Annotated in this window: 29 protein-coding genes; 12 read left to right on the top strand and 17 right to left on the bottom strand. The window is 60.3% G+C overall.

From position 1 onward, the window contains the following. Window positions 1–22 precede the first annotated feature (22 nt). Window positions 23–394, bottom strand: a complete 372-nt coding sequence (locus tag GSQ77_RS12265) for a VOC family protein (RefSeq protein ID WP_158902343.1) — start codon at window positions 392–394, stop codon at window positions 23–25. Between the two features lie 19 nt (window positions 395–413). Continuing rightward, a complete protein-coding gene (locus GSQ77_RS12260; protein ID WP_158902341.1) occupies window positions 414–1,112 on the bottom strand; it encodes a histidine phosphatase family protein in 699 nt (232 codons plus the stop codon). Between the two features lie 490 nt (window positions 1,113–1,602). Between GSQ77_RS12260 and GSQ77_RS12255 the strand changes: the two genes are divergently transcribed. Further along, entirely contained in the window at window positions 1,603–2,796 is a 1,194-nt protein-coding gene (locus GSQ77_RS12255) for a hypothetical protein (protein ID WP_158902339.1), read from the top strand. A 48-nt stretch (window positions 2,797–2,844) separates the two neighbouring features. Here the strand turns inward: GSQ77_RS12255 and metE are convergent, their stop codons facing one another. Continuing rightward, the gene (gene metE, locus GSQ77_RS12250; protein WP_158902337.1) at window positions 2,845–5,262 is read right to left on the bottom strand and encodes a 5-methyltetrahydropteroyltriglutamate--homocysteine S-methyltransferase; all 2,418 of its coding nucleotides are present in this window, start codon (window positions 5,260–5,262) and stop codon (window positions 2,845–2,847) included. A gap of 106 nt (window positions 5,263–5,368) precedes the next feature. On the opposite strand from metE, the gene GSQ77_RS12245 reads away from it, so the two are divergent. The 5 genes from GSQ77_RS12245 to GSQ77_RS12225 all read left to right on the top strand — a co-directional run bounded on the left by GSQ77_RS12245 (window position 5,369) and on the right by GSQ77_RS12225 (window position 11,520). After that, the gene (locus tag GSQ77_RS12245) at window positions 5,369–6,280 is read left to right on the top strand and encodes a LysR family transcriptional regulator (protein WP_158902335.1); all 912 of its coding nucleotides are present in this window, start codon (window positions 5,369–5,371) and stop codon (window positions 6,278–6,280) included. Window positions 6,281–6,366: 86 nt separating this feature from the next. Further along, the gene (cobF, locus tag GSQ77_RS12240) at window positions 6,367–7,137 is read left to right on the top strand and encodes a precorrin-6A synthase (deacetylating) (RefSeq protein WP_158902333.1); all 771 of its coding nucleotides are present in this window, start codon (window positions 6,367–6,369) and stop codon (window positions 7,135–7,137) included. 293 nt (window positions 7,138–7,430) lie between these two features. Further along, window positions 7,431–8,759 carry a cytochrome c gene (locus GSQ77_RS12235; protein ID WP_158902331.1) on the top strand — a complete coding sequence of 443 codons (1,329 nt, stop codon included), beginning with the start codon at window positions 7,431–7,433 and terminating at the stop codon, window positions 8,757–8,759. Beyond that, on the top strand, window positions 8,756–9,265 hold the full coding sequence (locus GSQ77_RS12230) for a (2Fe-2S)-binding protein (protein WP_158902329.1): 510 nt from the start codon (window positions 8,756–8,758) through the stop codon (window positions 9,263–9,265). The genes GSQ77_RS12235 and GSQ77_RS12230 overlap by 4 nt, the downstream gene beginning before the upstream one ends. Further along, window positions 9,262–11,520 (top strand): molybdopterin cofactor-binding domain-containing protein, encoded by a 2,259-nt coding sequence (locus tag GSQ77_RS12225; protein ID WP_158902327.1) that lies wholly within the window; start codon window positions 9,262–9,264, stop codon window positions 11,518–11,520. Before GSQ77_RS12230 ends, GSQ77_RS12225 begins: the two co-directional genes overlap by 4 nt. 10 nt (window positions 11,521–11,530) lie before the next feature. Here the strand turns inward: GSQ77_RS12225 and GSQ77_RS12220 are convergent, their stop codons facing one another. Next, window positions 11,531–11,926, bottom strand: a complete 396-nt coding sequence (locus GSQ77_RS12220; RefSeq protein WP_158902325.1) for a hypothetical protein — start codon at window positions 11,924–11,926, stop codon at window positions 11,531–11,533. A 101-nt stretch (window positions 11,927–12,027) separates the two neighbouring features. Between GSQ77_RS12220 and GSQ77_RS12215 the strand changes: the two genes are divergently transcribed. Together GSQ77_RS12215 and GSQ77_RS12210 are read left to right on the top strand one after the other, a co-directional pair. Next, the gene (locus tag GSQ77_RS12215; protein WP_158902323.1) at window positions 12,028–12,351 is read left to right on the top strand and encodes an antibiotic biosynthesis monooxygenase; all 324 of its coding nucleotides are present in this window, start codon (window positions 12,028–12,030) and stop codon (window positions 12,349–12,351) included. A 98-nt stretch (window positions 12,352–12,449) separates the two neighbouring features. Then, window positions 12,450–13,976, top strand: a complete 1,527-nt coding sequence (locus GSQ77_RS12210) for an MmgE/PrpD family protein (protein ID WP_158902321.1) — start codon at window positions 12,450–12,452, stop codon at window positions 13,974–13,976. Between the two features lie 108 nt (window positions 13,977–14,084). On the opposite strand, the gene GSQ77_RS12205 is transcribed toward GSQ77_RS12210, so the two are convergent. The 4 genes from GSQ77_RS12205 to GSQ77_RS12190 all read right to left on the bottom strand — a co-directional run bounded on the left by GSQ77_RS12205 (window position 14,085) and on the right by GSQ77_RS12190 (window position 16,744). Then, window positions 14,085–14,450 carry a VOC family protein gene (locus GSQ77_RS12205; RefSeq protein WP_158902319.1) on the bottom strand — a complete coding sequence of 122 codons (366 nt, stop codon included), beginning with the start codon at window positions 14,448–14,450 and terminating at the stop codon, window positions 14,085–14,087. A 43-nt stretch (window positions 14,451–14,493) separates the two neighbouring features. Next, entirely contained in the window at window positions 14,494–15,117 is a 624-nt protein-coding gene (locus GSQ77_RS12200; protein WP_158902317.1) for an FMN-dependent NADH-azoreductase, read from the bottom strand. A gap of 28 nt (window positions 15,118–15,145) precedes the next feature. Continuing rightward, window positions 15,146–16,069, bottom strand: coding sequence for an SMP-30/gluconolactonase/LRE family protein (locus tag GSQ77_RS12195; protein WP_158902315.1), 924 nt, complete (start codon window positions 16,067–16,069; stop codon window positions 15,146–15,148). Between the two features lie 525 nt (window positions 16,070–16,594). Next, complete coding sequence (locus GSQ77_RS12190) at window positions 16,595–16,744, bottom strand: hypothetical protein (RefSeq protein WP_158902313.1); 150 nt, start codon at window positions 16,742–16,744, stop codon at window positions 16,595–16,597. 179 nt (window positions 16,745–16,923) lie between these two features. Here GSQ77_RS12190 and GSQ77_RS12185 point away from each other — a divergent pair, with 179 nt between their 5' ends. Both GSQ77_RS12185 and GSQ77_RS12180 read left to right on the top strand, forming a co-directional pair. Then, window positions 16,924–17,490: a flavin reductase family protein gene (locus GSQ77_RS12185; RefSeq protein WP_158902311.1), complete on the top strand. Its 567-nt coding sequence runs from the start codon at window positions 16,924–16,926 to the stop codon at window positions 17,488–17,490. A 5-nt stretch (window positions 17,491–17,495) separates the two neighbouring features. Beyond that, window positions 17,496–17,915, top strand: coding sequence for a DUF1810 domain-containing protein (locus GSQ77_RS12180; protein WP_158902309.1), 420 nt, complete (start codon window positions 17,496–17,498; stop codon window positions 17,913–17,915). On the opposite strand, the gene GSQ77_RS12175 is transcribed toward GSQ77_RS12180, so the two are convergent. From GSQ77_RS12175 to GSQ77_RS12150, 6 genes are all read right to left on the bottom strand, one after another. Then, entirely contained in the window at window positions 17,910–19,031 is a 1,122-nt protein-coding gene (locus GSQ77_RS12175; protein WP_158902307.1) for a 3-deoxy-7-phosphoheptulonate synthase, read from the bottom strand. The genes GSQ77_RS12180 and GSQ77_RS12175 overlap by 6 nt on opposite strands. Before the next feature lie 38 nt (window positions 19,032–19,069). Next, entirely contained in the window at window positions 19,070–19,828 is a 759-nt protein-coding gene (locus tag GSQ77_RS12170) for a hypothetical protein (protein ID WP_158902305.1), read from the bottom strand. Window positions 19,829–19,970: 142 nt separating this feature from the next. Continuing rightward, on the bottom strand, window positions 19,971–20,315 hold the full coding sequence (locus GSQ77_RS12165) for a DUF86 domain-containing protein (protein WP_254067563.1): 345 nt from the start codon (window positions 20,313–20,315) through the stop codon (window positions 19,971–19,973). Continuing rightward, window positions 20,312–20,602 carry a nucleotidyltransferase family protein gene (locus GSQ77_RS12160; RefSeq protein ID WP_158902303.1) on the bottom strand — a complete coding sequence of 97 codons (291 nt, stop codon included), beginning with the start codon at window positions 20,600–20,602 and terminating at the stop codon, window positions 20,312–20,314. The genes GSQ77_RS12165 and GSQ77_RS12160 overlap by 4 nt, the downstream gene beginning before the upstream one ends. A gap of 190 nt (window positions 20,603–20,792) precedes the next feature. Next, window positions 20,793–21,170 (bottom strand): type II toxin-antitoxin system VapC family toxin, encoded by a 378-nt coding sequence (locus GSQ77_RS12155; protein WP_158902301.1) that lies wholly within the window; start codon window positions 21,168–21,170, stop codon window positions 20,793–20,795. Continuing rightward, window positions 21,170–21,406 carry a type II toxin-antitoxin system Phd/YefM family antitoxin gene (locus tag GSQ77_RS12150; protein WP_158902299.1) on the bottom strand — a complete coding sequence of 79 codons (237 nt, stop codon included), beginning with the start codon at window positions 21,404–21,406 and terminating at the stop codon, window positions 21,170–21,172. The genes GSQ77_RS12155 and GSQ77_RS12150 overlap by 1 nt, the downstream gene beginning before the upstream one ends. A gap of 180 nt (window positions 21,407–21,586) precedes the next feature. On the opposite strand from GSQ77_RS12150, the gene GSQ77_RS12145 reads away from it, so the two are divergent. Then, window positions 21,587–22,519: a DMT family transporter gene (locus tag GSQ77_RS12145; protein WP_158902297.1), complete on the top strand. Its 933-nt coding sequence runs from the start codon at window positions 21,587–21,589 to the stop codon at window positions 22,517–22,519. Here GSQ77_RS12145 and GSQ77_RS12140 read toward each other — a convergent pair. Both GSQ77_RS12140 and GSQ77_RS12135 read right to left on the bottom strand, forming a co-directional pair. Further along, window positions 22,464–23,324, bottom strand: coding sequence for an AraC family transcriptional regulator (locus GSQ77_RS12140; RefSeq protein WP_158902295.1), 861 nt, complete (start codon window positions 23,322–23,324; stop codon window positions 22,464–22,466). The genes GSQ77_RS12145 and GSQ77_RS12140 overlap by 56 nt on opposite strands. A 42-nt stretch (window positions 23,325–23,366) precedes the next feature. Continuing rightward, window positions 23,367–23,720: a DOPA 4,5-dioxygenase family protein gene (locus tag GSQ77_RS12135; RefSeq protein WP_158902293.1), complete on the bottom strand. Its 354-nt coding sequence runs from the start codon at window positions 23,718–23,720 to the stop codon at window positions 23,367–23,369. Window positions 23,721–23,872: 152 nt separating this feature from the next. Here GSQ77_RS12135 and pip point away from each other — a divergent pair, with 152 nt between their 5' ends. Further along, window positions 23,873–24,805, top strand: a complete 933-nt coding sequence (gene pip, locus GSQ77_RS12130; RefSeq protein ID WP_158902291.1) for a prolyl aminopeptidase — start codon at window positions 23,873–23,875, stop codon at window positions 24,803–24,805. 71 nt (window positions 24,806–24,876) lie between these two features. Here the strand turns inward: pip and GSQ77_RS12125 are convergent, their stop codons facing one another. Then, window positions 24,877–25,587: a helix-turn-helix transcriptional regulator gene (locus GSQ77_RS12125; protein ID WP_158902289.1), complete on the bottom strand. Its 711-nt coding sequence runs from the start codon at window positions 25,585–25,587 to the stop codon at window positions 24,877–24,879. Window positions 25,588–25,667: the final 80 nt, after the last annotated feature.

Raw genomic sequence — 25,667 nt, 5'->3', positions numbered from 1 at the left:
GACTCCAAGCGTCGCGACCATCTTATTGCAGTGAATGCAGGCCTATCATATTGCCTTCGGTGTCGAACACCAGCGAGATAAAGCCGTATTCGCCTATCGACATTTTTTCGCGCTGTATCCGTCCACCTGATTGCACCGCACGGGCGGCCTCCACGGAGCAGTCTTCGCAGCCGAAGTAGACCAGGACGCTGTTACCGCCTGAAGGGAAGCCGTCCATCTTGACCAACGCCCCTCCGGCGCCCCAACGCTCCATGTCCATCGGGAACGCCCATATCGCCACCTCCGGCGTGTTCAGCTTTTCCAGCTTGAGCTGGAATACGGACTCGTAAAACGTCTTCGCGCGATCGAGGTCTTGCACATAGATTTCAAACCAGCCAACGGGATTGTTTTTCATCTCGGCTCTCCTTCGGGGTTTATTTCATCGGCACCTGGTTTAACTGCGCAGCTGCAACACGGTCACGATAAGCCTGCGATACGACCGCGATATGCCGTGCAATTTCGGTGTTGGCCTGCACGCTCCAGCGCCCGTCACCCACGCCAACCAGGGTGAACACCGCGCAATTCGGCATCGGCAAGCCCAACTGAAAGCGTCGGAAAGCGCGCATGTCGGCGGTGTCAATGACACGATAGCCCAGCAACCGCCAAAGCAAAAGGGCAAACCAGATGCCATGTCCGAAAATGACCGTGCCATCGGGTAATGTGTCCATCTGTTCGAGGAACTCACCCACGCGTGCCGCGAATTCGGCAAAGGTGTCCGACTCGGCGCCGTGACGTCGATGCGGGTCCGGATCGTCCCAATACGCTTTGACGAACGGCTTGCGTTGCTCGCCGTCCAGCCCTTCGATCAGCGCGGGGTCGATCAGGGAGAATTCGTGGAGGTAGGGGTTGACCTCGATCTGCTGCGAACATCGTTCGCAGAAAGGATCCGCAGTCAGGCGTGTACGAATGAAACACGATACCTGTACGGACGCCGGTTTGGGCTTGAGCAGCGTGGCCAACTCACGCGCTTGCAGAACCCCAAGCTCGGATAGCGGAATAGCGTCGTGCACCATGGTCACGCCTCCAGCATTGGCCACGCTTTGCGCATGACGCACGAAGGTCAGCGTCTTCATCGGATTTTTTCTCGCGTTAGCTTGTGAGTTCGTTCGACGTGGTCTGCTGCATGCTTTGGTCGCAGAGCGGATTTGCGATGCATGCCGTCGAGTGGGAATTCTATCTGATTGCGCGGGGTGGACTGTGGGTAACCGTGGACCGGCCCGTTCGCGTCAGCGGCTACGCGTGATCGACGCGCCCTATTGCATCAATGGCGCACTCGCATCGAGACGATATCTCGTCGAACGTGTGTTGATGAACTGAGCTAGAAAAATCGTGGGCAAATATTACTTACCGAACGTTTACGCAACAACCTCCTCGTTCATCACGCCGTAAGCTGCCCTCAAGCCAAACGGAATCAATCGATCCGTAATCGGCCCATCTACCCGAAGATTATTTACGCCGCATTTCAAGCCCCCCCTTTTTTCATATTTTGAAATCAAGTGGCGTTGTGCCGATGCACCCGTGTTCCTACCATGCAGGCTATTGGTTTTGAATCGGAACAACGTCATGGGCACGGCTTCATTTTTTCCGGGTCAGCAACCCGATTTTGCCGTCGAGGTCCCTTTCCTGCGCAAGCTTCGCGGCAACATGCTGCGGCTGATGTATCGCGCGTTGCACGGGCGCCCCTATCGCCATAGCGCCCGGTTGTGGCGTGACTTGCGGATTCAAAGAAACGCGGCAGGCCAGATCGCCGCGTGCTGGTATCGCGGCACACCGTTGTCGTTGTGGAACGGTGCGCCGTATCCAGGAGCCGCGTTGCTGCGCCCGGGTTCGCGCGCGCATTTGATCGCAAGCGGCCCCTCCATTGCCACAATCGACTATCAGCAGTTGAGCATGGAGCATGCGATCGGCGTGAATGGCGCCATCGCGCTGCAGGACACTCAACCCGTGCGTTTCGAGTACTACTGCATCATCGATACGAACTTCATCAGGCAACGCATGGATCTGGTGGCACGCATCGTCAGCGCCGACCTGACCTTATTCGTCACGCCGCTCGTACTGTGGTTCATCCTGCAGCGCATGCCGCTCTCGGCCGTGCGCTGTCGCCTGTGCTTGATCGAGGATCTGCGCGAGCCGAGCTTCCTGCCGGCGTTGTCCAGCGAAGCCATCCATACGTTGGCGAGCGACGACGAGACGCACCGCCTATGCCCGTTCGATCGACACGCCGGCCTCGGCTATAGCTTCGATCTGGCGCGGGGCTTTTTCGATGTCGGCACGGTCGCGTATGTCGCGTTGCAAATCCTGACCTGGCTGGGCTTTCGCTCCATTTACCTGCACGGACTCGACTTGCGCAACGCCGCAAGCACGCCGCGCTTCTATGAGACGGCCGAGAACATGCAGCCCAGTGGCCTCGATCACGCGTTTGCCGTTCGAATCGAACCGTCCTTTTTCCACGCCGCGCAATTGCTGCGTGCGCGCGGCATCGTCGTCAACAATCTTTCGCCTGACAGCGCTCTATCCGAGGCGGTGTTTCCCAAGCTCGACTGGCGCATGCTGGTCGGCACAACTCGGGCTAGTCGAACGAGTCGGGCTAGTCGGGCTAGTCGGGCTAGTCGGGCGAATCGGGCGAATCGGGTGGACGACGCAGCCACTCTGCTCGAAAACCCCGTCGAGTCAGGGGCAACTTCAGCGGTAATCCCGGGGGCAACTTCGGGCCCGACGCAAGTTCTCCGCGAGCTTGCGTACCAGCCCTCCGAGTAACCGCGCCGCATAACGAGGGTTAATAGACGCGGTTCACGGAACATCATCTCACCCGTTCGCAACGTCCGCGGCAAGCTTCGCGCGCAGCGTCCGCGCGGCTTGCACCATATTGCTTAACGCCTCTTCGGTTTCCGCCCAGCCACGCGTTTTCAAACCGCAGTCCGGATTCACCCACAGCCGCTGTGCCGGAATCACTTGGCATGCTCGTTCAAGCAAGGTTTCCATCGCTTCGACACTGGGCACGCGCGGCGAGTGGATGTCGTACACGCCCGGTCCGATCTCGTTGGGGTATTCGAATGCGCCGAACCCGTCTAGCAGTTCCATCGCAGAGCGCGAGGTCTCGATCGTAATCACGTCCGCGTCCATTGCGGCGATGGACGGCAGGATGTCGTTGAATTCCGAATAGCACATATGGGTGTGGATCTGCGTCTCGTCGGCGACCGATGCCGCGGAGATCTTGAACACATTGACGGCCCACTTCAGATAGGCCGCCCAATCGCCCTTGCGCAACGGCAGACCTTCGCGGAAAGCCGGCTCATCGATCTGGATCACGCGGATGCCGACCTTTTCCAGGTCGCTCACTTCGGCACGGATCGCCAGCGCCAATTGCAAGGCGGTGACTGAGCGCGGTTGATCGTCACGCACGAAAGACCACTGCAGCATCGTGACGGGGCCGGTCAGCATGCCCTTCATCGGGCGGTCCGTCAGCGATTGCGCATACTGCGTCGTGTCGACGGTCATCGGCTCGGGGCGGTACACGTCGCCGTAAATGATAGGCGGCTTGACGCATCGTGAACCGTAGCTCTGCACCCAACCGTTCTCCGTGAACGCATAGCCCCATAGTTGTTCGCCGAAATACTCGACCATGTCGTTACGCTCCGCTTCGCCGTGCACAAGCACGTCGAGCCCAAGCGCTTCCTGCTTGCGCACCGCAAGTTCGATTTCGGCGCGTATGCGTTCGAGGTAGTCGAGTGCGCTCAATTCCGCGCGCTTGTACGCAGCGCGCGTCTGCCGGATCGCCGCGGTTTGCGGGAACGAGCCTATCGTCGTGGTCGGCAACAAGGGCAACTGCAATGCCTCGCGCTGACGCAGGTTACGCTGGGCGAAGTCGCTCTTGCGCTCGGCCATGGCGTCCGTTACAGCGGCCACGCGCTTTTGCACGACATCGTTGACCACGCGCGCCGACGAACGGCGGCTGGCGAGAGCAATGTCGGCGAGCACCAATTGTTTGGCCACAGCATCGTTGCCCTCGTTCAACGCTTGCCCGATCACGCGGATTTCAGCGAGCTTTTCGCTCGCGTAGGCCAGCCATGACTTGATTTCCGCATCGAGTTTTTTCTCGGCTTCGAGCGACACGGGAACGTGCAGCAATGAGCAAGACGGGGCAATCCAAAGGCGATCGCCGAGTTCGGTCTGCAAGGTCCGGAGCGATTTGACGATGTAGCTCAAGTCCGCGCGCCAGATATTGCGGCCATCGACCACGCCAACCGACAGTACGGTCTGACTCGACAGCGCCGCGCGCCACGCTTCCAATTGCTGCGGGGCACGCACGAGATCGATGTGCACGCCGTGGATCGGTAACTTCGCGACCAGCTCGGCATGGTCCGCCGCAGTTTCGAAGTAGGTGGCTAGCAATAGTTTCACGCGCGACGCTTTTGCGGTCGATGCCGCGGCCGATGCGCTTGTGGTCGATGCCGCCGCCAATGCGCTTGTGGCAAATGTTCCTGCCCCCGACGACCCTGCAGCCAACGACTGCGCATCCGCGCCCTTCGCCTCCAACGACGCCAGTCCCTCGTATGCCGTGGCATAGGCCGCCCGCCACCGTCCGTCGAGCTCCAGGCACAACGCGGGCTCGTCGAGCTGCACCCACTCCACGCCACGAGCTTGCAGCTGCGCCAGGATGCGAGCGTATGCGGCGACGAGCTGGGGCAACAAGGTCAGCCGGTCAAAACCGGGCACATGCGTTTTCGACAACCACAGATAGGTGACCGGTCCGATCAGCACCGGTTTGACCGGTAAGCCCAGCGCCAATGCTTCGTCGATCTCGTCGAAGAACCATTCGACGCCGCCCTCGAATGCGGTTTCGGGGCCGAGTTCCGGCACGAGATAGTGATAGTTTGTGTCGAACCACTTCGTCATCTCCATCGCCGGCTGCGCCTTGTTGCCTCGCGCCAGTTCATAGTATTGCGTGAGCGTGAGCTTGGCGGCCTCGAACTCGAAGCGCTGCGGCAGCGCACCGAGCAGCGCGCTCAGGTTCAGCATCTGGTCGTAATACGCGAAATCGCCGACGCTCACGAAATCCAGTTTCGCCGCTCGCTGCAGGTTCCAGTGGCGTTGACGCAGCACTTTGGCAATGTCCAGCAGCTCGGCTTCCTTGGATTCGCCGCGCCAAAACGACTCCTGAGCAAATTTGAGTTCACGGTGAGCGCCGATACGAGGAAAACCAAGAATGTGAGTGCGGGCCATGTCGAGCTCCAAAATTGAATAGCCCGGAGTGTGGAAGTCGCGCTAATATTCATCAAGCGACATATTTTCATTGTTTTATGAATAGCATTCATACCCGGGACTACCCATGCTGGAGTTACGCCATTTGCGCTCGCTGATCGCGATCGCTGAATCGGGCAAACTGGTCGCCGCGGCTGCACGCGTCAATCTGAGTCAATCCGCCCTATCCCATCAGATCAAGGACATCGAAGGGCAATACGACGTGTCGCTGTTCGAGCGCACGCGGCAAGGCTTGCGCTTTACCGCTGCGGGCGAGCGCCTGCTCGGATTGGCGCGCGAGACGCTGGCAGCCATCAGCGCGGCGGAGCGCGACATCGCGCGGCTCAAAGGCGATACCCGCGGCGAACTGCGCATCGTGCTGGAATGCCATACCTGCTTCGACTGGCTGATGCCGGTCATGGACGAATTTCGCCGCCGCTGGCCCGAGGTCGAAGTCGACTTGGTGGCAGGCTTCCACGCCGACCCGCTACGCCTGCTTGCGGACGGCAAGGCCGATCTCGTGATCGGCTCGCACCCAGGCGCCAAACGCAGCTTGCATATCGCGCCGCTCTTTCGGTTTGAAATCCTCGCCGTGATTGCCAACGAACACCGGTTGCGCAGCAAGCGGCGTATCGTTGGCGAGGATCTGCGTGGCGAAACGCTGATTACCTATCCGGTGCCCGAGCAGCGCATAGACTTGATCCGGGAAGTCCTCGAGCCCGCGGGCATCAAGCTCGAGCGCCGCACAGCGGAGCTGACTGTTGCGATCATGCAGCTCGTGGCGAGCCGCCGTGGCATTGCTGCACTGCCGAACTGGGGCGTGAAGAACTACGTCGACCACGACTACGTTCTGGCCAAACGGATCGGCACGGCTGGTTTGTGGAGCGAGCTTTATGCGGTCGCGGACAAATCGTTTGCCAGCACACCGTATCTGGACGATTTTGTCGCCATCGTCAGGGACACTTGCGTCGCTCAGCTCGATGGCATCGCACTGCTTTGACGCAGGACTGTTTTAACCTTATTCAAACGTCGCTCGAACACGCTTGGCTTGAACACTGCCAACACCTTCTTACCTAGAGAATCACCATGAAGAAAATCCTGATCATCGGCATAGGCGCGGGCAACCCCGAGTACCTCACCGTGCAGGCCATCAACGCGCTCAATCGGGTGGACGTCTTTTTCCTGATGGACAAAGGTGCTGCCAAGGAAAAGCTGGTCGAATTTCGCAAGGAGATCTGCGCGCGATTTATCACAGGCAGCGACTACCGGTTCGCCGAGGCAAAAAGCCCCGAGTTGATACGGGACGCCGTAGACATCGAGTCGTGCGTCGAAGAACTCAACCGCGATAAGCAGGCGGTGTTCGAACTCCTGATCTCGCAGGACATGGCCGACGGCGAATGCGGTGCTTTTCTCGTGTGGGGCGATCCCACGCTCTACGACAGCACGATACGGATCGTGGAGGCCATCGCGCGCAGCGGTCGGCATGATCTCGACTACGACGTCATTCCCGGCATCAGCAGTGCGCAAGCGCTGGCCGCGGCGCATAAGGTCACGCTCAATCGTATCGGTCGTCCGATCGAGATCACCACCGGCAGGAAAATTGCCGAGGGCTTTCCCGCGCACGTCGATAGCGTGCTGGTCATGCTCGATCCCGAGGATGCGTATAAGCGCTTCGCAGATCAGGACATCGACATCTATTGGGGCGCCTATGTCGGCACGCCCGACGAAGTCCTCGTGGCCGGCAAACTCAAGGACGTGGCCGCCGATATCGAACGCATCAAGGGCGAAGCGCGGCGCGCGAACGGTTGGATCATGGATAGTTATCTGATGCGCCAAGCGGAAGAGGACAAGTCGTGAAATAGGAAGGGCTGCGTCATCAAGAACGCTAGTGGCGCGACCCGGGCCCGGCACCGTTATGTGTCGTCATATTCAATTAATGACGCTTTGTCATATCTCCAATGACATTACTGCAAGACCAACAAAGCGATAAACGCTATATTCTCGTTGGATGTCTCAAGCAAGAACGGCGACGTGTTACCTTCTTTTGAGCTAAGAACCGGATCGCCATAAGCGACAAAATGCGCGACAAAAAGTGGCGCGCCGCGCAAGGAATCGACGCGACCTTACAGCCACGTAAGAATGGAGGTCGAATGAGAGGCAAGGCAATTCCAGTCGCGGCGCTTCTGGTCGTCGTGCTGATGGGCATCGCAGCATTTGCGCAAACACGGCAACCCGCAGTTCCCGCGCTCGCCAACCCGGCCGCGCCGCCTGGCGATTCGGCGCTCATCGAACATGGCGCTCAACTCGCGGCAGTTGGCGACTGCATGGTGTGCCACACGGCGCAGGGCGGCCAGCCGTTTGCCGGGGGGCGCCCGCTCGCTACGCCCTTCGGCACGCTCTACACGACCAACATTACGCCCGACCCTGCCACCGGTATCGGTCTGTGGTCGCTCGAAGCCTTTAGCCGCGCGATGCGCAAAGGCGTATCGCGCGACGGTCATCTGCTCTACCCGGCATTCCCCTATCCGCACTTTACGCGCATGAGCGATGGCGACATCGCGGCTGTCTACGCTTACATGATGAGTCGTACGCCGGTGAGCGCCGCGGCACCCAGCAACCGCCTGACGTTTCCGCTGAATTTCAGGCCGCTCGTGGCAGGCTGGAATCTGCTGTTCTTGCACGAGGGGCAAGTTGCCGACGACGCCAGCGAAAGCGCTGATTGGAATCGCGGCCGCTATCTGGTGAACGGCCTGGGCCACTGCGCCGCATGCCACACGCCGATGAACGCACTGGGCGCCGAGCGTAGCGGCCAGCAGTTCGCCGGCGGCCTGGTCGAGGGCTGGGAAGCACCGCCGCTCACGAAGCTGCTGCAAGCGCCTACGCCGTGGACCCTGAACCAGCTCGTTTCGTATTTAAGCGTCGGGCTGGCGACTCAACACGGTGCAGCGGCAGGTCCGATGCTGCCGGTTGCGCACTCGCTGGCCGACGCGTCCCAAGCCGACGTCAAAGCGATGGCAACCTATCTGATGTCGCTGCAAGTGCCGGCCGGGTCTTCTGCTACCCCCGCCGCTACCCCCGCCGCCATGTCCTCCGCGACTTCCGACGCCGCATCCCCGCAAACGGTCGTTGCCGCATCGCCGACGCTCAAAAACGGGGAGCTTTTGTTCCGCGCCGCATGCGCTTCGTGTCATGGCGCGGGGTCGCCGATGTCGACGCTGGCCGAGCGCCCATCGCTTTCGCAAAGCACCGCGGTCAATGCCGACAGCCCACGCAACACGGTGCGCATGATGCTCGACGGCATCGGCTGGCAGGGCAATGGCCCGGCGCACTATATGCCTTCGTTTGCCACGATGTTCAGCGACGCACAGATCGCCGACATAGCGAACTACACGCGGGCGCAATACAGTACGCGGGCGCCGTGGAACTCGCTCGACGAAAGCGCCGTCGCCAAACTTCGCAAGGAGACTTCCCAGCCATGATCACGTTGACGGTAAACGGCGTGCCCCACACGCTCGACATCGATCCATCGACGCCGCTGCTATATGCGCTGCGCAACCAGTTGCAATTGAACGGGGCGAAGTACGGATGTGGGCTCGGTCAGTGCGGTTCGTGCACGGTGATAGTGGGCGATCAACCGGTGTTCTCCTGTTTGCTGCCCGTCGCAGCGGTAGGCGAGCGGCCGGTGCGTACGATCGAAAGCTTGGGGACGCAGGAAAATCCGGGGCCGCTACAACGCGCGTTTATCGATCAACAGTCGGCGCAGTGCGGCTACTGCATCGCGGGCATGGTAATGCGCGCGCAAGCGCTGCTCGAACGCGTGCCCTCGCCTAGCGACGAAGAAATCCGCGTGCACATGCAGCCGAACCTATGCCGCTGCGGCACGCATATGCGCATCATTGCAGCGGTGCGCGAAGCCGGCCGCGCCGCCGCGGGAACAGGAACGGAATCGGGAACAGCGGGCGCAGCAGCAGGAGCAAGTTCATGAAGCGCGACGACACATTGGACGACGCGGGCCGCCGCCGCTTCCTCGCCGCAGGCACCCTGCTCGTCAGCTTCTCGCTGCTGCCAGTCTCGCGCGCAGCGGCACAATCCACGACGGAAGCCGGCACGTTCAAAACCTTGGCGCCAAGCTTACCCGGCAGCCTGAAGATCGAGCCTATGCTCGACGCCTGGATCAAGATCGATGAACAAGGCCGCGTGACCGTATGCACCGGCAAGGCCGAACTCGGCACCGGCATACGCACCGCGTTCCTGCAGTTAGCCGCCGAGCAACTCGACGTGGACGCGAAAAGCATTACGCTGATTACGGCCGACACTGGTGCCACGCCCAACGAAGGCTACACCGCAGGCAGCCACTCAGTGGCCGATAGCGGCACGGCAATCTTCAACGCCGCGGCGCAAGTGCGAGCGCTGCTGGTGCAATCGGCGGCGGCACGGCTGGGTGTCGATGCGTCCACGCTGAGCGTGCAAGCGGGTGCTATCCTGGCGCCCGACGGACGTCGCGTCACGTATGGCGAGGCTGTCAGCGGCACGAATCTTCACCAGCCGGCACAGCCGGAAAAACTGCTCAAGAGCCCACACGATTTCAAGGTAGTCGGTCAATCGATGCATCGCGTGGACATCCCCGGCAAGGTCACGGGTGGTGTGAGCTACGTGCAGGATCTGCGGCTACCCGGCATGGTCCACGCGCGTGCGGTGCGACCGCCGGCTTACGGCTCCACACTCACCGCCCTCGATACGGCCGGTGTGCTGGCCATGCCTGGCGTGATCAAGGTCGTACGCGACGGCAGCTACCTCGCCGTGGTCGCCGAAGATGAATGGCAGGCAATACTCGCGATGCGCGAACTGTCGAACGCGGCGACTTGGCAGGCAGGCCCGGCACTGCCCGAGCAGGCGACGATACACGAAACATTGATGAAGCTGCCGGCACAGGAAATCTCGGTGGCCAACCAAACCGGCGCGGCCGCGCCTGCCGTGCAGACCTTGAACGCACGATACACGAAACCCTATTTGACGCATGGCTCGATCGGTCCGGCCTGTGCCGTGGCACTCTTCGAAAGCGATCACATCACCGTGTGGACCCATACGCAAGGCGTGTTTCCGCTGCGCGGCGGCCTGGCCGAAATGCTGTCGCTGCCACCGCAAAACGTGCGCTGCATCCACGTTGAGGGTTCGGGATGTTATGGGCACAACGGCGCCGACGACGTCGCGGCCGACGCGGCGCTCATTGCGCGCGCAGTACCGGGCCGACCGGTGCGGGTGCAATGGATGCGCGAGCAGGAAAACACGTGGGAGCCATTCGGTCCCGCCATGACCACGCAAGCGTCGGGGTCGCTGGACGCGTCCGGCAACATCGTCGACTGGAAATACGAAATCTGGAGCAATACGCATAACAACCGGATCGAGAACGCCGGGCGCCTGATGCCCACCTGGATGCTGGCGCAACCGTTCACGCCCGCTCCGCCGAAAACGATTCCGATGCCCGAAGGCGGTGGCGATCGCAACAGCATTCCGCTCTATCGGATTCCCAATCTCTACGTCCAGCATCACTTCTTGCCGGACATGCCGATCCGCGTCTCCGCCATGCGTTCGCTCGGCGGGTATATGAATGTATTTGCCATCGAAAGCTTCATGGATGAACTGGCGCTTGCGGCAAAAGCCGATCCGGTTGAATTCCGGCTGCGCCACCTCGACGATGCACGCGGGCGCGACGTGATTCATCTGGCCGCCCAGCGTTTCGGCTGGCAGCCGGGTGCACAGCAAAAGCCGGGGCATGGTGTCGGCTTTGCGTTCGCTCAGTACAAGAACCTGATGGCGTATTACGCTACGGCGGTGGAAATATCGATCGAGCGGGAGACGGGTCAAGTGCGGATCGAACGCGTTGTCTCGGCGGTGGATTGCGGACAGATCGTGAACCCCGACGGAGTGCGCAACCAGATCGAGGGCGGCATCTTGCAGTCGTCGAGCTGGAGCCTGTTCGAGCAAACGACATTCGATCGGCACAACATCACCAGCTTCGACTGGAGCGCTTATCCGATCATGCGATTTGCCGCGGTGCCGAAGTCGGTGGAGGTCCATTTGATCGACCGGCCGGGCACGTCCTTTCTGGGCGTTGGCGAAGCGGCGCAGGGGCCGACTTCGGCGGTGCTCGCGAATGCGATCTTCAATGCGACAGGTGCGCGATTGCGTGCGCTGCCGCTTGCAGGCGCACACTTGAAGGCGGCATTGCAGAAGGCTTGAGAGACTATGCCTACTTCAGCTCGGCATCGACCAGCAAGGACGCATTGAGCGCGCGGATCCTGCGATCGACGAAATAGCCGCCGCCTTCCGTATAGCGCAGAAAACACCGTTGGCAGACGGTGCACTCCGAGACATCGCAACGGTTGTACGGAAAATAGCGTGGCGCGATCGGCGCATCCACGGACCAATAGCGCGTCGCATCGGGATGGTATTCGCTGAATGTCGGCTCGTCCTCCTCGGTGGAGAGTAACGTGCCGATTTCACGCAACTGATCCTCCGGCAGCGAGAGCGGCACGGTTGCCCAGCCGAGCAGCGAGGTGGCCGTGCAGGAGCAGGTTTGAGTGACAGCTTGCGAACGCAGTGCAAGCTGCGTAAGCGCAGCATGGTCGAGGGGCGGAAGTCTCATGGGTAAGGATTTTACGTGAAGACGGGCGTTGCTGTCCCGGCACGCTCCGAGTATTGTTTTGTGCTCGTGCTGCATAGCCAGCAATTCAATTGGAGAGACCCATGTCGATTGCCAAAACGCCTGCGGCTCCGTACTACGCCGTGATATTCACCTCTACCCGTACAGAGGTCGACCGCGGCTATGAAAACATGGCCGATGCCATGGTCAAGGCCGCTGCCGAGCAGCCCGGTTTCCTCGGGGTTGAATCGGCGCGCGAGGAAGTGGGAATCACCGTCTCGTACTGGGACAGCCTCGAATCGATTGCGGCCTGGAAACAAAATTCAGCGCATCTGGTCGCTCAGCGGCTGGGTCGCGACACTTGGTATGACGCGTACCAAACGCGGATTTGCCGGGTCGAGCGAGACTACGGGTTTTCGAAGCCCTAACACCCTGAAAATTGTCGATTGCATACAAAATAATCTTGGGCGCACCCCGATACAAGTGTCGTATCATCCTGTCAAACGACTGAAAAACGGAGACAGATATGGCAGACACCCCTGAAAAACCGAGCCGACGTAATTTCATTAATGTGGGCCTGCTGGCCGGCGCAGCACCCGCTATCTTGATGGGTGCATCCGCGGTTGCAGCCGAATCTTCAGCCGAACCTGCCGCAGCGCCGACCGCTCCCTCGCCGGCAACCGGCGCCACCGCCGCCACCGCCACCGGGCCTTCGCCCACAGTAACGCTGGCAACCTACGGCGCAGCCCTACGCTACGAGGACATCCCGCCGCAAGTGCTGCAGCGCGCCAAGGACTGCATGACGGATGCAGTCGCCACCATCATCTATGGCGCCGAATTGCCGTGGAGCAAGATGATCATCGCCTATGTCCGCGCCAATGGATCGGGCGGGCGCAGCCAGATCCTCGGCAGTGGGACGGCCCCGGTCCATCCCCCGGCGGCGGCCCTCGCCCAAGGCGCGATGGCGCACGCATTCGAACTCGATAACCTGACCAAACCGGACAGCGGCGGCCATCCCGGCGCCACCTTGTTCACGTCAGGCTTGGCGATCGGCCAGGACCGCGGCCTGGGCGGGCGCGCGCTGCTGACGGCATTCGTGGCGGGCGCGGAAGTCATGATCCGCATCGGGTACGCCACCAAACACACGAACGAAGAACGCGGCTTTCATGCGCCGGGCACGGTCGGACCTTTCGGCTCGGCAATCACGGTCGGGCATATGCTGAAGTTCGACGCCGGACACATGACCAACGCGCTCGGCATCGCGGGATCCTGTGCGGGTGGCCTGCTGGCCTTCGCGCATGCGGGCAACGGCGCGATGGTCAAGCGGCTCAATGTCGGGCGCGGCGCCGAAGGCGGTGTCGTCGCGGCCAGCTTGGCGGCCGAAGGCTTTACGGGCCCCAGCACGGTGATCGAGGGCGAAGGCGGTTTCTTGCGCGCGTTCTGTCCCGAGTACGACCTGAGCGAACTCACGCGCGGCCTGGGCACGAACTACGAAACCATGAACATCATGATCAAGCGCTACGCGTGCCACATCACCGCGCATACGCCCGTCGAGGCGATCCTCGATCTGCGCAAGAGCAATGGCTTCGGACCTGACGACATAGTCTCGATCGAAGTGGCCGGCAGCCAGCGCATGGCAACGGTCAATAACATTCCCGTGCCGGCCGATGCCCTGCTCGCCCAGTTCAGCATTCCGTTCTGCGTTGCGCTCGCGATGTACCGCAATCCGATCGACCCGCGCTCGTTCGACGAAGCGGTCGCGCGCGATCCGCAGATACTGGCGCTCACGCAACGGGTCAAGATGTCCGTCACGCCGGGACAGGGCAATGGGGATCTGGCTTGCAATGTCACCGTCACGCTCAAGGACGGACGCACGATGAGCCGACACGTCACTGCGTTCAGCGGCACGCCCGAGCATCCGCTCGACCGCGCGGGCTTGCGTGAGAAGTTCATGTTGCTCACGCGCAGTCATTCGCCCGACACGATGGGTCATTTGTTCGACCGTCTGCAAACGCTCGAAACGCAGCCTGACCTCGACTGGCTGCGGGTTTAAACGTTAATACTAAACGCTGACACTTCGGACACGCCGACTCGGCGTGCTCCGATTTGGCTCACTCCCCAGCAATGCGCGAGCGCTTGACGAAGGAAAAAGCGCTGGAGGTCATCCGCGCAGCGGACGCGCGAAGCTAAGCTCGTGCCCATCGGGATCGGTGAGGTGAAAATACCGTTCGTGCCACGGCGCATCGCGCGGCTCGAACTCTGGCTTGATACCGGCAGCAAGCGCCTTGCGGTATAACGCGTCCACATCCGAAACGTAGATGATCACGCGCCCCCACCAATTAATCGGACCGTGCGTTTCGGCGATCAGGTTGAGAAACGAGCCGCCCATGCCGAAGGACGTGAACGCTTCGGTCGGCCCTCCATGCTGCAGGGCAAAACCGAGCGCCTGATAAAAATGCACGGCGCGCGACATATCGCGGGTCGCGAGCGTGATGGCGCTCAGTCCTTCGATTTTCGGTTCAGACATGGCCAGGGCGGCAGGCAGTAACGTAGTGTCCTACCTTACTCCTTCAGAGCGCCGCTGCCAATGCCACGGCCTCCTGGCAGGCCTGGCCCCGCGAAGCGGTATCGGCTTCGTCTCCCATCAAGGTCTTGTCTACCGTGATGCTATGGATGTCGGTGATGCCCACCATCCGATACCACATCGCCATGTAAGCGGCCTGGTAGTCGTAATCGATCTCCGGAAAATCTCCCCCCAAGGACACGCCACGCGCCGCCACCGTCACGGCCTTGCGGCCGGCCAGCATGCCAATCAAGCCACGTTCATCGAAGCTGAATAGCACATCTTTTTGCGAGATCGCATCGATCAAGTGCTTGAGCCGATACGGAATGCCGAAGTTCCACATCGGCACGCTGAACACGAGCACGTCCGCCTGATGAAAACGCGCGGCGAGCGCCTCGATGTCTTTCCACACCTGCTCTTCTTCAGGCGTACGCGAGCGACCCGTGAGGCCCGCGTATTTCGCATCGAGCGCCGCGCCATCGAATTCAGGCAGCTCTGCATTCCATACATCCAGCGTATCGATGGTGCTTTCGGGATGGTGACGTTGCCAAGCCTCGATGAACGCCAGTGCAACTTGACGCGATGCCGAACGCTGCTTGCGCGGTGAAGCTTCGATATGGAGCAAACGCATGACTGTGTAGATCCTTGTGGGGTTGGGCCTATTCGGCCACTGGGTTACGCACGCGAAACAACTGTCCGCGATAGGAATTGATAGCCGCGTCGAAAAAGCCCGTGCTGTAGACGAACTTGCCGTCCGGCGAAATAGCCAGGTTCGCATGGTGCTGACCCGGCAGCGCCACTTGCGCGACGAGCTTGCCATCCGGGCTGATGACCGCGAAGCCGCCACCGTCGTACAGGCCCACGAACAGGTTGCCGTGCTTGTCGATACGTAAGCCGTCGGGGCTATAGACCTTGCCGCCCGCGTCCCCAAGGATGTCGGAGAGCTTGACGAATTGCCGGCGGTTGCTCAACGCCCCGTCGGGGGCTATCGTGAAGCTCAAGATGCGACCGGCCCGGGTCTCGTTGACATAAAGCAACTTGCCGTCCAGGGACACCACCAAGCCATTGGAATAGTGAAAGTCTGCCGCAACCGGTTCGACACGGTGGCTCGCCGTGAGGTAATACACCTTGCCCAAATTGGCTTCCGAGCCCGACCCGGTGAAATACACGCCACCTTTTTTATCGGCCGCGAGATCGTTCGGGTACAAGAAGGGCTGCCCCGTGTCGTCTTGGGCTATGGTCTCGAGTAGCTTGCCCTCTTTGGAAATCTTGACAATGGTGTTGCTGTCGTAACAGGCGACCCATAGCCCATCGGGTACCGCAACCAGCCCGTTGGCGCCGCAGCCGTCCTGGTGCCAGACGGTTTCAACGTGCGGGGCGACGCTCGTAGCGCCCGGGCTGCCGACCAGGCGCAGCACATCGGAAGTGGAATAGTCGACAAAGTAGAGCGTGTCCCCCACAAAGATCGTGCCCTCGGGGAACTGGAGATTCTTCGCGACGACTTCGGCATCGGCTGCGCGCGACTGTTGCGTTATACCCAGCATCGATAAACAAGCAAGCGCCGCAATCAACCACTTTCGCATTTTTTTAGTCCCGGGCAGTGAGGAAGTTGCGGCATGGCGTACCTGCGTCGCGAGTCGACGCGTTGGCTTTCGCGACTTCCCCTTCAGGTTAAACACTTATCGCGAAGTGCGCTTGAGGCCACATCAAACGGCGACCTCGGGCAAGCGGTGCGGCTGGGTTTTATAGATATAGAGCGCGTTCCACTCGCGATTGACTTTATCGAGTGTGCTCTGGAGAAATGCAGGCGCCGTGCGGCGCGCAATGCGGAAAACGGGTTGGATCGAGCGCGGCCAAATGGCGTGGCCGGCGATGCTCTCTTGCGCTGTCGGGGTCGGCGTGAACCGCAAAATTACTGCGTTTATGCGCAGCACCTTGGCACGCGGCGACGAAATCCAACGGATCCGCCACCCACGCGTCGATTTAGGCGCAGACTGACTGTGTAGATAGCGACTCCTCGGGTATCGACCGCCGGACGCAAAACGCCGACAGGATTGCCCGATAGTCGCTGACCCTTGCCGCTTAATGCCAGCGGCGATTTGCAACAATTACATCCGACGACGCGATTTGGCTACGGTTTCGCAGTATTGGAAGTGCAGTTCCAGCGCGCGCTTCGCTTCGCGACGAAACGTTGCTTTTGCGTTTTGCAGCCATGCGCCGAACGAACCGAAGAAAGAAGCTTGAGCAGTGGTTTTCATGATGGCACCTATCATTTATAGGGGAATACCCGTTAGGGATTACCCTAATTATAGCTCAAAGTGCTGCAACGCAATATCTTTTAGTCCGATTTGTGACAAATTTGCGTCGCGCGCCCGGTCTAGAGGTCTCGCTTGCCATGAAGACCATGCGTTCTCCACGCTTGCGAGGCCGAACTCCCATGAAAACCCATACAAAAACAGATCTGCCGGTTTCGCAAATTCGCCGCTATCTCGAGCCCGGCCCCGTCGTGCTCGTGACCTCTGCGTGGAAGGACGAAACGAACATCATGACGATGGGATGGCATACGGTGATGGAGTTCGTGCCTTCGCTGATAGGCTGTGTGATTGCGCGCAGCAATTACACGCACCAGCTCGTCAAAAAGAGCAAGGAATGCGTGATCAACATTCCGACCGCAGAATGGGTCGACACGGTGGTAGAGATTGGCAATTGCTCGGGTGCTGCGCTCGACAAGTTTGCAACGTTCAAGCTGACCGCGGCAAAAGCCGAACACGTTGGCGCGCCCTTGATCGACGAATGCCATGCCAACTTCGAATGCCGGATTGTCGACGCGCGGCTGATCAAACAGTACGATTTTTTTATCTTCGAAGTGGTGAAAGCCCACGTCGCCGTCGCGCCGAAGTATCCGCAGACCCTGCACTATCGCGGCGAGGGATCCTTCATGGTGTCCGGCAAGAACATTAGCAGGCGCGGCCTGTTCGAGTCGGAAATATTGGCGCAGGGGTGACGATCATGGACGATCCCTTTGATTTGCAACGCTTTGTCGATGCACAGGAGCCGGTTTTCGAGCAGGTCTGCAAGGAATTGCGCGCCGGCGAAAAGCGCACGCATTGGATGTGGTTTGTTTTTCCGCAGATTCACGGCCTGGGCTACAGCGCAATGGCGCAGCGGTTTGCGCTGACTTCGCGAGAAGAGGCGAGCGCTTATTTACTGCATCCGCTGCTCGGCGTGAGGCTCAGGGAATGCACACGATTAGTGAACGACGTGCAGGGGCGCTCGATCAGGCAGATTTTCGGCAGCCCGGACGACATGAAGTTTCATTCTTCGATGACGCTGTTCGCGCACGCGACGCAGGACAATTCGATCTTCGTCGATGCCCTGCACCGCTACTTTGGTGGCGAATTCGATCGCGCCACCTCGGTACGTTTATGACCGCGCGCGCCGCTGGCGCACCGCAGCCGCAAGCGCGTCGAGCACCGGTTCGGTCTGCGCCCAGCCAAGGCAGGCATCGGTGATCGACACACCGTGCCGCAACGGCACGCCGGGCTTGAGGTCTTGACGGCCTTCTTCGAGATTGCTCTCGACCATCACGCCCATGATGCGGTGCTCACCTTGCGAAAGTTGCTGCGCCAGATCCTGTGCCACGTCCACTTGCCGCAGATGCGACTTGCCCGAATTGGCGTGCGAACAATCGATCATCACCTGCTCGCGCAAGCCGGCCGTCTTCAGCGCGGCACAACTCGCCTCGACCGCAGCGCTGTCGTAGTTGGGGCCCTTCTTGCCGCCGCGAAGGATCACGTGCGCATCCTCGTTGCCGCGGGTTTCGAAAATCGCCGCCATGCCCATCTTGGTCATGCCCATGAACGCGTGGCTGGCGCGTGCCGCAACGATGGCGTCCGCGGCGATCTGCACGCCGCCGTCGGTACCGTTCTTGAAGCCGATCGGACAGCTCAGGCCCGATGCCAGTTGCCGATGGCTCGGGCTTTCCGTGGTCCGCGCGCCGATGGCGCCCCAGGCAACCAGATCCGCAATGTATTGCGGACTGAGCAGATCGAGAAATTCCGTGGCGGTGGGCAGGCCCAGGCCATTGACTTCGAGCAGCAATTCGCGGGCACGTCGCAGGCCCTCATTGATGCGAAAGCTGCCGTCCAACTTGGGATCGTTGATATAACCCTTCCACCCCACTGTCGTGCGTGGCTTCTCGAAGTACACGCGCATCACGATCAGCAGATCGTCCTTTAGCGCATCAGCGGCCGTCTTCAAGCGATGCGCATATTCGATCGCCTGCTCGTGGTTATGGATGGAACACGGGCCGACGATGGCCAGCAACCGGTCGTCACGGCTTTGCAGAATGTTCGCGATGGCCGTGCGGCTATGCTCGACGAGCGTCTGCACTCCGGGTGGTATAGGCAACTCGTCCTGCAACAGCGCCGGCGAAATTAGCGGACGAACCGCACCGATGCGCACGTCGTCGACGCGGGTCGTGTCCTGCGTCGCGTCGGCGATGCCGGCCTCTTGATCATGCAATGGATTATCGATGCGGGTCAAAATGGGCTCCAGGATCCGCTGAAAAGACCTCGATTATCTCACCGCGCCCCGTGATTGTCGCTCGCTCTCCAGCGCGGGTCCTTGAGGATACGAATCAGCTTGCCGACCGCAGCTTCGAGTGCCGGACTTTGATCGTTCTGCTGCTCGGCGGACGGCGCGATCGCTCTCAAACGAGTGAGCACCGCTGCGCGTGCCGATGCCGGCAAAAGCATCCGGCCAGTCTTGCCCGACCTGTCGAAGCTCAACGCAGCATCGCTCGACACTTGCACAGACATTGACAGCAGGTCCCACGCATCGTTGACCTTGACCGTAAAATCCGCGCTTTCAGGCCCACGCGTGCCGGCCGGAGCGTCGAGGCCGGGGCCGTTCAGAAAATCGTTAGTGTGCTGCTCGACGTAATTTTCCAGCCCGGCAAGCTGGTGCAGCGAGGTGCTCAGGCCCGAAGCGGAGACCGAAATCGCGCGGTTGTTAGATTTTGCGTAAGGCTCGACATAGGAGGCCGCGCACCGATAGCCTGCTTCAGACGACTGCAGTGCCACCAACAGGGCCGGCGCGCTTTGCGTCGGGCTCACACCCGCGTTAAGCGCCGTGACCGACTGGTCGCGCGCGGCTTTGGCCAGGCGCAGCGCATCCGTCATCGCCATGTAGTAGTAGTAGGTACTGTAGGGCCGAGCCCGCGGCACGGTGCAGGTCCCCGCCATGGCTTTCGTTTTCGCCGCCATGGCGCTCGCGCTGAATCCACCGCTAAATACGACGAGCGCTACGACCGTAGCCAACCGTGCGAGTCTTGTTGTCATTTTTGCTCCTTCGGTAAAGTCGCGGGTCAATATAGCATCAGGCCGCTACGCTGCTTCGCAGTCGAATGGGGCCAAGCGTAGCTTCTTTTTCCTTAAAATTTCGGGTGCGGTGACGCCGGGGTATCGCGCTTGATTAGTTCATTCAACACAGACTCAACGTTGCTTGCGAGTAACGGCAAATCGTTCTGCACGACGTTCCACACGATATCGAGATCCACCACGTAGAACCGTGTGCAAGTGCATTACGCATCCCATATGCGCCACCCCACGGCATTTCAGCGTGCGCCTCAGCGAATGCAGGATGATGCTTGCGGATGTTGTAGCTGGCCTCGCCGACGATCTCGATGTTCCTGATGATGGCGTCCTGCACCAGTTCGTTATTCTCGAACGATGATCGATCCATACCAGCCGAATATCGGGCGATGCGATCCACCGCGTCGAGGATATGGCGTAGATAGTCCGGTAGACGAAGTTTGTCGCGACTCATACCGGCAATGCCTCGGCGATGACGGCAGCACGAAACGTCGCTGGAAGACCTTTCGGCGTGAGTACGTCCACGTCCACACCGAGCAGGCGAACCAGCGCATCCTGGATGATGCCGATGTCCAGCAAGGATGTGGTTGGCGTCGTATCGACCAGAATGTCGAGGTCGCTGCCGTCTTCGTCTTCGCCACGAGCGACCGAGCCGAAGATACGCGGATTCACGGCCTTGTTGGCTTCCACAATCCGCCGAATCTCGGCGCGGTGTTCATTAAGTGCGATGGAAGGTCTCATAAAGCTCTCCAATTTCACGGTCTCGTAATATGCCCCATTGGGGGTGTATTACGCCTTTTTTGCATCCAAATCAAAATCTCGCGCATGTGCGCCCAAACCACGTGAGGCATGTTCCCGAAATCGCTCGTCCCAGTCGGGGCGAGCCACTTATCGCGCGTCTTCTCCGGCACGATTTCACCACGTTGCTTTCCTACACGGTGACAACTAGATCGGTGTACTTCGACAGGTGGCCGTCTGAAGTCACCAAACGTAATGGTTCCAAGAGAGCCTGTGCGATCAGAAGCCGGTCGAACGGATCGCGGTGAATGTCGGGTAGATCGCGAACCATCGCCGCATGAACCGCCCGCACCGGTAATTCCAAAAAGCCGCTCGCTTCGATCTCAGACACCAGCAGGTTCACGTCAACGTCGAGCTTGCCAAGCCCAGCCTTGACCGACGCCTCCCAGATACTCGCGCTGCTGACGAAAACATCGTCGGCATCCAGTATCAGCTTGCGTGCTGCTTTAGTCAGCTTGCGATCGTCCGTCACCGACCAAAGGAAAATGTGCGTGTCGAGAAGCAGGCGCATCAACGGCCCTCGAATGCTGCGATGACATCATCGGACAGCGGCGCATCGAAGTCCTCCGCAATCCGAACCTTGCCTTTCAAGCCACCAAACCGGCGAACCGCCTTGACCCGCTCCATCGGCACCAGTCGCGCGGCCGGTTTGCCGGCTTTGGCAATGACAATTTCCTCGCCGCTGGCTGCAGCATCGACTAAACGCGAAAACTGTGTCTTCGCCTCATGTATATTGACCGTCTGCATAACTGCTCCTAGTGGGCTAAGTCCATATTAGTCCACCATGATCCGCCGGTCAATACTGTGCTTGGGGTGACTCCGTCCGTCAAGCTGCGCTGCTTCAGCCCGATAAGCAAACAGCAATTTTGTACAAAATTGCCTGGAAACGCCGCCGCACAATGGAAGCGTTACCAAATGGCGGGCGAAATGAAAAACAACGGATATATAGCATTCGGGCTGCTCGGCCTGATCTGGGGCTGCAATTTTATTTTCATGAAATGGGCGTTCCAGTTGATCGAGCCCACGCAGGTCGTCTTTCTTCGCATCCTGCTGGGTTTCCTGCCTATCCTCGGATTCGCCTTGTGGCGCAAGGAGCTCAAGCTCGCCCATCTGCGCCATTGGTTTCATTTCCTCGTGATGTCCCTGCTCGCCACCACGCTTTACTACTACGCATTCGCGCGCGGCACGTCCTTGCTGCCCTCCGGTGTCGCAGGCATGTTGAGCGGCGCGATCCCGCTTTTTGCTTTTATCACCGCGTTTATCTTTCTACGACAGGACAAGCTCACGCTGCGTAAAGCGATGGGCATATTGCTAGGTTTTGGCGGCGTACTACTGATTGCGAGGCCTTGGACGATAGGCGCATCGCAAGTCAATGCAATCGGGGTGCTCTATATTGTCGCCGGCTCCTTGAGCCTGGGCTGCTCGTTCGTATATGCGAGGAAATTTCTGTCGCACCTGAACATTTCACCGGTGGCGTTATCCACCTACCAGATCGGCTTCGCATTGCTCTCAATATCGATCGTGACGAATTTCTCCGGCATGTCGCGCATCGCGATGGATATGCGCGCCCTTCTAGGTCTGGTGCTGGGCTTGGGGCTGGTCGGCACCGGTGTCGCGTACATTCTCTACTATTACCTGGTGCAGAAACTCGGTGCGGTGTCGGCTTCGGCCGTAACGTATATACCGCCGGTGATCGCGTTGTTCATCGGTTATGTGGCAGCGGGCGAGCCGATAGGCGCACTCGACCTGGCCGCAATGGCATGCATACTGGGAGGGGTGTATGTACTGCAGACCTCGGCGCGGGTCAAGAATGTACTGCCCCCGGCGGAGTTCCATAGAAGCGCCGAAATTCGCGACTAAGGTGCGCCTGGTCGGCATAGCCGATTTCGATAGCGACGGTGCGCAACGATCGGCCCTTGAGCAGCAGATGCTTCGCCTGCTCAACGCGACGCTGGATCAGATACGCGTGTGGCGCCATACCCACCGCTTTGCGGAATTCGCGCAGCAGATGGAACGGGCTCAACGCCGCTGCGCTCGCGATCTCTTCCAGCGAAGGATTCAGCGTGACATTTGCGTCGATGTATTCGCGAGCCCGTTTCACCGCCGCCGACATCGCGGGTTGAACCAACGGTTCACGGCGCGCGATGGCGTGCCGATTCACCAGTTGATGCAAGGCGGCAGTGAGCCGCGAGCTTTTTTCCAGGCGCGACGTGTCGGTCGATTCCGAGCACAAGTGAGCGATGCGTAGCAAACGCAAGGTATCGGGGTCGTCGATCACCGAATCCGCAAAGAAGATCATGCGGCTTTCGAGGCTGCCGGCAGTGCCCGTAGTGCCGGGGCTACCTATCAGCGCCGCATTCAAATCCTGCGGCGATATATAAATCATCCGGTAGTCCCAACCCAGCTCGGTCGCGCCGCGGCCCTCGTGCAGATGCCCTGGATTGATCACGCAGATCTTGCCTTCCGGCATGACGAACCGGTCCTTGCGCTGTTGAAGCACCGCCTGCGCGCCGCGTTCGATAAAACCGATCGCGAATTCCTCATGCATATGCGGCGGAAAACTGTGCGCACGATATTCCGCTCGCAGAAGCTCGGCATTGGCAAGAGACGACTCTCGCCACACCTTGACTCTGTTCTTTAGCGCGACCGGAGATATTGAGTTCATGAACCCAGCATAGCACTAAGGCATCGCGCTGAGCCTGCCCCTTCAGCCACCCAGCGCCTGTAGATTAAGCTCATAGCTATGGCCGAGCCAGACCGCGCAATCGCGATGGTCTCGCAGCGCATCGCCGGTATTGGGGTGCAGGAACACATCCAATGCGCCGTGATTGAGCGTGAGCCACGGCATGACCTCAGCGAAATGGGCCGGCGTAATCGTGATCTGATAGCTCCAAAGCGGATGGGGACCGACTGGTCGCTCGTGAAAGCGTCCGATCTCCACGAGACTGCCCAAGCTCGTCGTCACTTGGTCGCGAAACGCTAACGCGGCGTCGCGACTCGATGCATCGAAATAGACGTGCGCGTGCCAGTGGGTGATATGCGATGCATCCAGATACGTCATGATGGCAGGTTCCTTCCGTCCGAGTTCGATGGGCTGATTTTATCTCGCCTCGCTCTTTCGTCACTCTTTTGTCGCTCTTTTGTCGCGCTCGATCGGTACCGTGGTGCCGGTACGCCGTACAATTTGCCAACATTTTCCCTCAGGAAACCACCATGTATCCACCCATCGAACCCTACGATCACGGATTTCTCGACACTGGCGACGGACATCGCGTGTACTGGGAGTTGTGCGGCAATCCCAATGGCCGGCCGGCCGTTTTTCTGCATGGCGGCCCAGGCGGCGGTTGCAGCCCCGAACATCGACGTCTGTTCGACCCGGCCCGCTACTGCATCATGCTGTTCGATCAGCGCGGCTGCGGCCGCTCGACACCGCATGCCAGCCTCGACAACAACACGACCTGGAACCTGGTCGCCGATATGGAGAAGCTGCGCCAGATGATAGGCGTCGAGCAATGGCTGGTGTTCGGCGGCTCATGGGGCAGCTCGCTGGCTCTGGCCTATGCGGAGACCCATCCGGCTCGGGTCAGCGCGTTGATCGTGCGCGGGATCTTCACGCTGCGTCGCGCCGAGCTGCTTTGGTATTACCAGGAAGGGGCGTCATGGCTATTTCCCGATCTCTGGGAAGAATACCTGGCGCCGATTCCGCTCGCCGAGCGCTCGGACATGATGGCGGCATATCGCCGCCGCCTCACCGGCGACGACGAGGCGGTCAAGCTCGCCGCGGCTCGCGCCTGGAGCTTGTGGGAGGCACGCACCATCACGCTGCTGCCCAGCCGCGAGCTGGAGGACCATCACGGTGACGACAGCTACGCACTCGCTTTCGCACGGATCGAAAACCACTACTTCGTCAATGAAGGTTTTCTGGAGGAAGGACAATTGCTGCGCGACGCCCATCGCTTGGCCGATATACCTGGGGTGATCGTTCAAGGCCGTTACGATGTTGCGACGCCGGCACGCACGGCATGGGATCTCTCCAAAGCGTGGCCGAATGCGAGCCTACAGATCATCCCGGATGCCGGGCATGCGTTCAACGAAGCGGGGATCTTGCGCGCGTTGCTTGCGGCAACGGATCGGTTTGCCGGCTGACTGCATGCATGGGTGACTCGCATAGGCGACCTGCAAGTCGACTCGCAATGCAGCGTTAGGGTCGACCGCCGCTATTTCGAAAGGCGGTCGGCCGTAACACCGAACACCTCCGCGATGCGCTGCGTGCCACGTGGCGTCACGCTCAACGCACGGCCCTCGCCGTGACTTAGCCAGTGCTGCTCCAGGAATCGATCAAGCAACGCGGCACCCAATGCTCCGCCCAGATGATGGCGCCGCTCGCTCCAGTCTACGCAAGTGCGGCACAGCGGCCGCCTGCCACGCCGCAAGGTATCGAGATCGATACCCAACTCGCGCAGCAACGCGATACCCTTGTCGGTGAGCACCAGATCGGCGTCGCCGGCCATACTCCCTGACGCGCGCAGCCCGTCCAACAGCGCCACCCCGACTTCTCCGGCCAGATGGTCGTAACACACGCGGGCGCGGCGCAACGCCGAATCGCGCGGTCCGGTCGCGACCCGTTTGATCTGTGTGCGCTGTGCAATCCCCCGCTGAGCAATCCCCATCAACCCTTCGATCACGTCAGCCACGTCGGTGCCATCGAGCCGGTAGTAGCGGTGCCGCCCCTGCTTTTCGACGGCGAGCACACCCGCGTCCGCCAGTTTGGTCAAATGACCGCTGGCGGTGGGCACGGCCACACCCGCAACTTGAGCAAGCTCGGTGACCGTCAACGCGCGGCCGTCCATGAGCGCGGTGAGCATGATCGAGCGGGTCGGGTCGCCTAACAATACGGCGATGGGCGCAATTCCAGGAGAGATGTTCATGGCTCTAGTTTAGTCCAAGCCGCACGCCGATACTTCGGCGTCTACCGAAGCATCGCGGCAGCGTCCGCACGTAAAATGGT

The sequence above is a fragment of the Burkholderia sp. L27(2015) genome (genome assembly GCF_009765705.1).
Lineage (GTDB): Bacteria > Pseudomonadota > Gammaproteobacteria > Burkholderiales > Burkholderiaceae > LMUX01.
Note: the sequence above shows the minus strand (reverse complement) of the source record. Positions and strands in the feature narration are given on the sequence as shown.

What these genes read in the sequence shown, in the direction of transcription:
- GSQ77_RS12260 (WP_158902341.1), bottom strand. Translation starts at nt 1,112, where the DNA reads ATGAAGACGCTGACCTTCGTGCGTCATGCGCAAAGCGTGGCCAATGCT.
- GSQ77_RS12155 (WP_158902301.1), bottom strand. Translation starts at nt 21,170, where the DNA reads ATGCGCCTGCTTCTCGACACGCACATTTTCCTTTGGTCGGTGACGGAC.
- GSQ77_RS12205 (WP_158902319.1), bottom strand. Translation starts at nt 14,450, where the DNA reads ATGTCTGAACCGAAAATCGAAGGACTGAGCGCCATCACGCTCGCGACC.
- pip (WP_158902291.1), top strand. Translation starts at nt 23,873, where the DNA reads ATGTATCCACCCATCGAACCCTACGATCACGGATTTCTCGACACTGGC.
- GSQ77_RS12245 (WP_158902335.1), top strand. Translation starts at nt 5,369, where the DNA reads ATGCTGGAGTTACGCCATTTGCGCTCGCTGATCGCGATCGCTGAATCG.
- GSQ77_RS12200 (WP_158902317.1), bottom strand. Translation starts at nt 15,117, where the DNA reads ATGCGTTTGCTCCATATCGAAGCTTCACCGCGCAAGCAGCGTTCGGCA.
- metE (WP_158902337.1), bottom strand. Translation starts at nt 5,262, where the DNA reads ATGGCCCGCACTCACATTCTTGGTTTTCCTCGTATCGGCGCTCACCGT.
- GSQ77_RS12160 (WP_158902303.1), bottom strand. Translation starts at nt 20,602, where the DNA reads ATGAGACCTTCCATCGCACTTAATGAACACCGCGCCGAGATTCGGCGG.
- GSQ77_RS12235 (WP_158902331.1), top strand. Translation starts at nt 7,431, where the DNA reads ATGAGAGGCAAGGCAATTCCAGTCGCGGCGCTTCTGGTCGTCGTGCTG.
- GSQ77_RS12225 (WP_158902327.1), top strand. Translation starts at nt 9,262, where the DNA reads ATGAAGCGCGACGACACATTGGACGACGCGGGCCGCCGCCGCTTCCTC.
- GSQ77_RS12210 (WP_158902321.1), top strand. Translation starts at nt 12,450, where the DNA reads ATGGCAGACACCCCTGAAAAACCGAGCCGACGTAATTTCATTAATGTG.
- GSQ77_RS12140 (WP_158902295.1), bottom strand. Translation starts at nt 23,324, where the DNA reads ATGAACTCAATATCTCCGGTCGCGCTAAAGAACAGAGTCAAGGTGTGG.
- GSQ77_RS12180 (WP_158902309.1), top strand. Translation starts at nt 17,496, where the DNA reads ATGGACGATCCCTTTGATTTGCAACGCTTTGTCGATGCACAGGAGCCG.
- GSQ77_RS12230 (WP_158902329.1), top strand. Translation starts at nt 8,756, where the DNA reads ATGATCACGTTGACGGTAAACGGCGTGCCCCACACGCTCGACATCGAT.
- GSQ77_RS12145 (WP_158902297.1), top strand. Translation starts at nt 21,587, where the DNA reads ATGAAAAACAACGGATATATAGCATTCGGGCTGCTCGGCCTGATCTGG.
- cobF (WP_158902333.1), top strand. Translation starts at nt 6,367, where the DNA reads ATGAAGAAAATCCTGATCATCGGCATAGGCGCGGGCAACCCCGAGTAC.
- GSQ77_RS12215 (WP_158902323.1), top strand. Translation starts at nt 12,028, where the DNA reads ATGTCGATTGCCAAAACGCCTGCGGCTCCGTACTACGCCGTGATATTC.
- GSQ77_RS12195 (WP_158902315.1), bottom strand. Translation starts at nt 16,069, where the DNA reads ATGCGAAAGTGGTTGATTGCGGCGCTTGCTTGTTTATCGATGCTGGGT.
- GSQ77_RS12185 (WP_158902311.1), top strand. Translation starts at nt 16,924, where the DNA reads ATGAAAACCCATACAAAAACAGATCTGCCGGTTTCGCAAATTCGCCGC.
- GSQ77_RS12220 (WP_158902325.1), bottom strand. Translation starts at nt 11,926, where the DNA reads ATGAGACTTCCGCCCCTCGACCATGCTGCGCTTACGCAGCTTGCACTG.
- GSQ77_RS12150 (WP_158902299.1), bottom strand. Translation starts at nt 21,406, where the DNA reads ATGCAGACGGTCAATATACATGAGGCGAAGACACAGTTTTCGCGTTTA.
- GSQ77_RS12170 (WP_158902305.1), bottom strand. Translation starts at nt 19,828, where the DNA reads ATGACAACAAGACTCGCACGGTTGGCTACGGTCGTAGCGCTCGTCGTA.
- GSQ77_RS12265 (WP_158902343.1), bottom strand. Translation starts at nt 394, where the DNA reads ATGAAAAACAATCCCGTTGGCTGGTTTGAAATCTATGTGCAAGACCTC.
- GSQ77_RS12125 (WP_158902289.1), bottom strand. Translation starts at nt 25,587, where the DNA reads ATGAACATCTCTCCTGGAATTGCGCCCATCGCCGTATTGTTAGGCGAC.
- GSQ77_RS12135 (WP_158902293.1), bottom strand. Translation starts at nt 23,720, where the DNA reads ATGACGTATCTGGATGCATCGCATATCACCCACTGGCACGCGCACGTC.
- GSQ77_RS12165 (WP_254067563.1), bottom strand. Translation starts at nt 20,315, where the DNA reads ATGAGTCGCGACAAACTTCGTCTACCGGACTATCTACGCCATATCCTC.
- GSQ77_RS12190 (WP_158902313.1), bottom strand. Translation starts at nt 16,744, where the DNA reads ATGAAAACCACTGCTCAAGCTTCTTTCTTCGGTTCGTTCGGCGCATGG.
- GSQ77_RS12255 (WP_158902339.1), top strand. Translation starts at nt 1,603, where the DNA reads ATGGGCACGGCTTCATTTTTTCCGGGTCAGCAACCCGATTTTGCCGTC.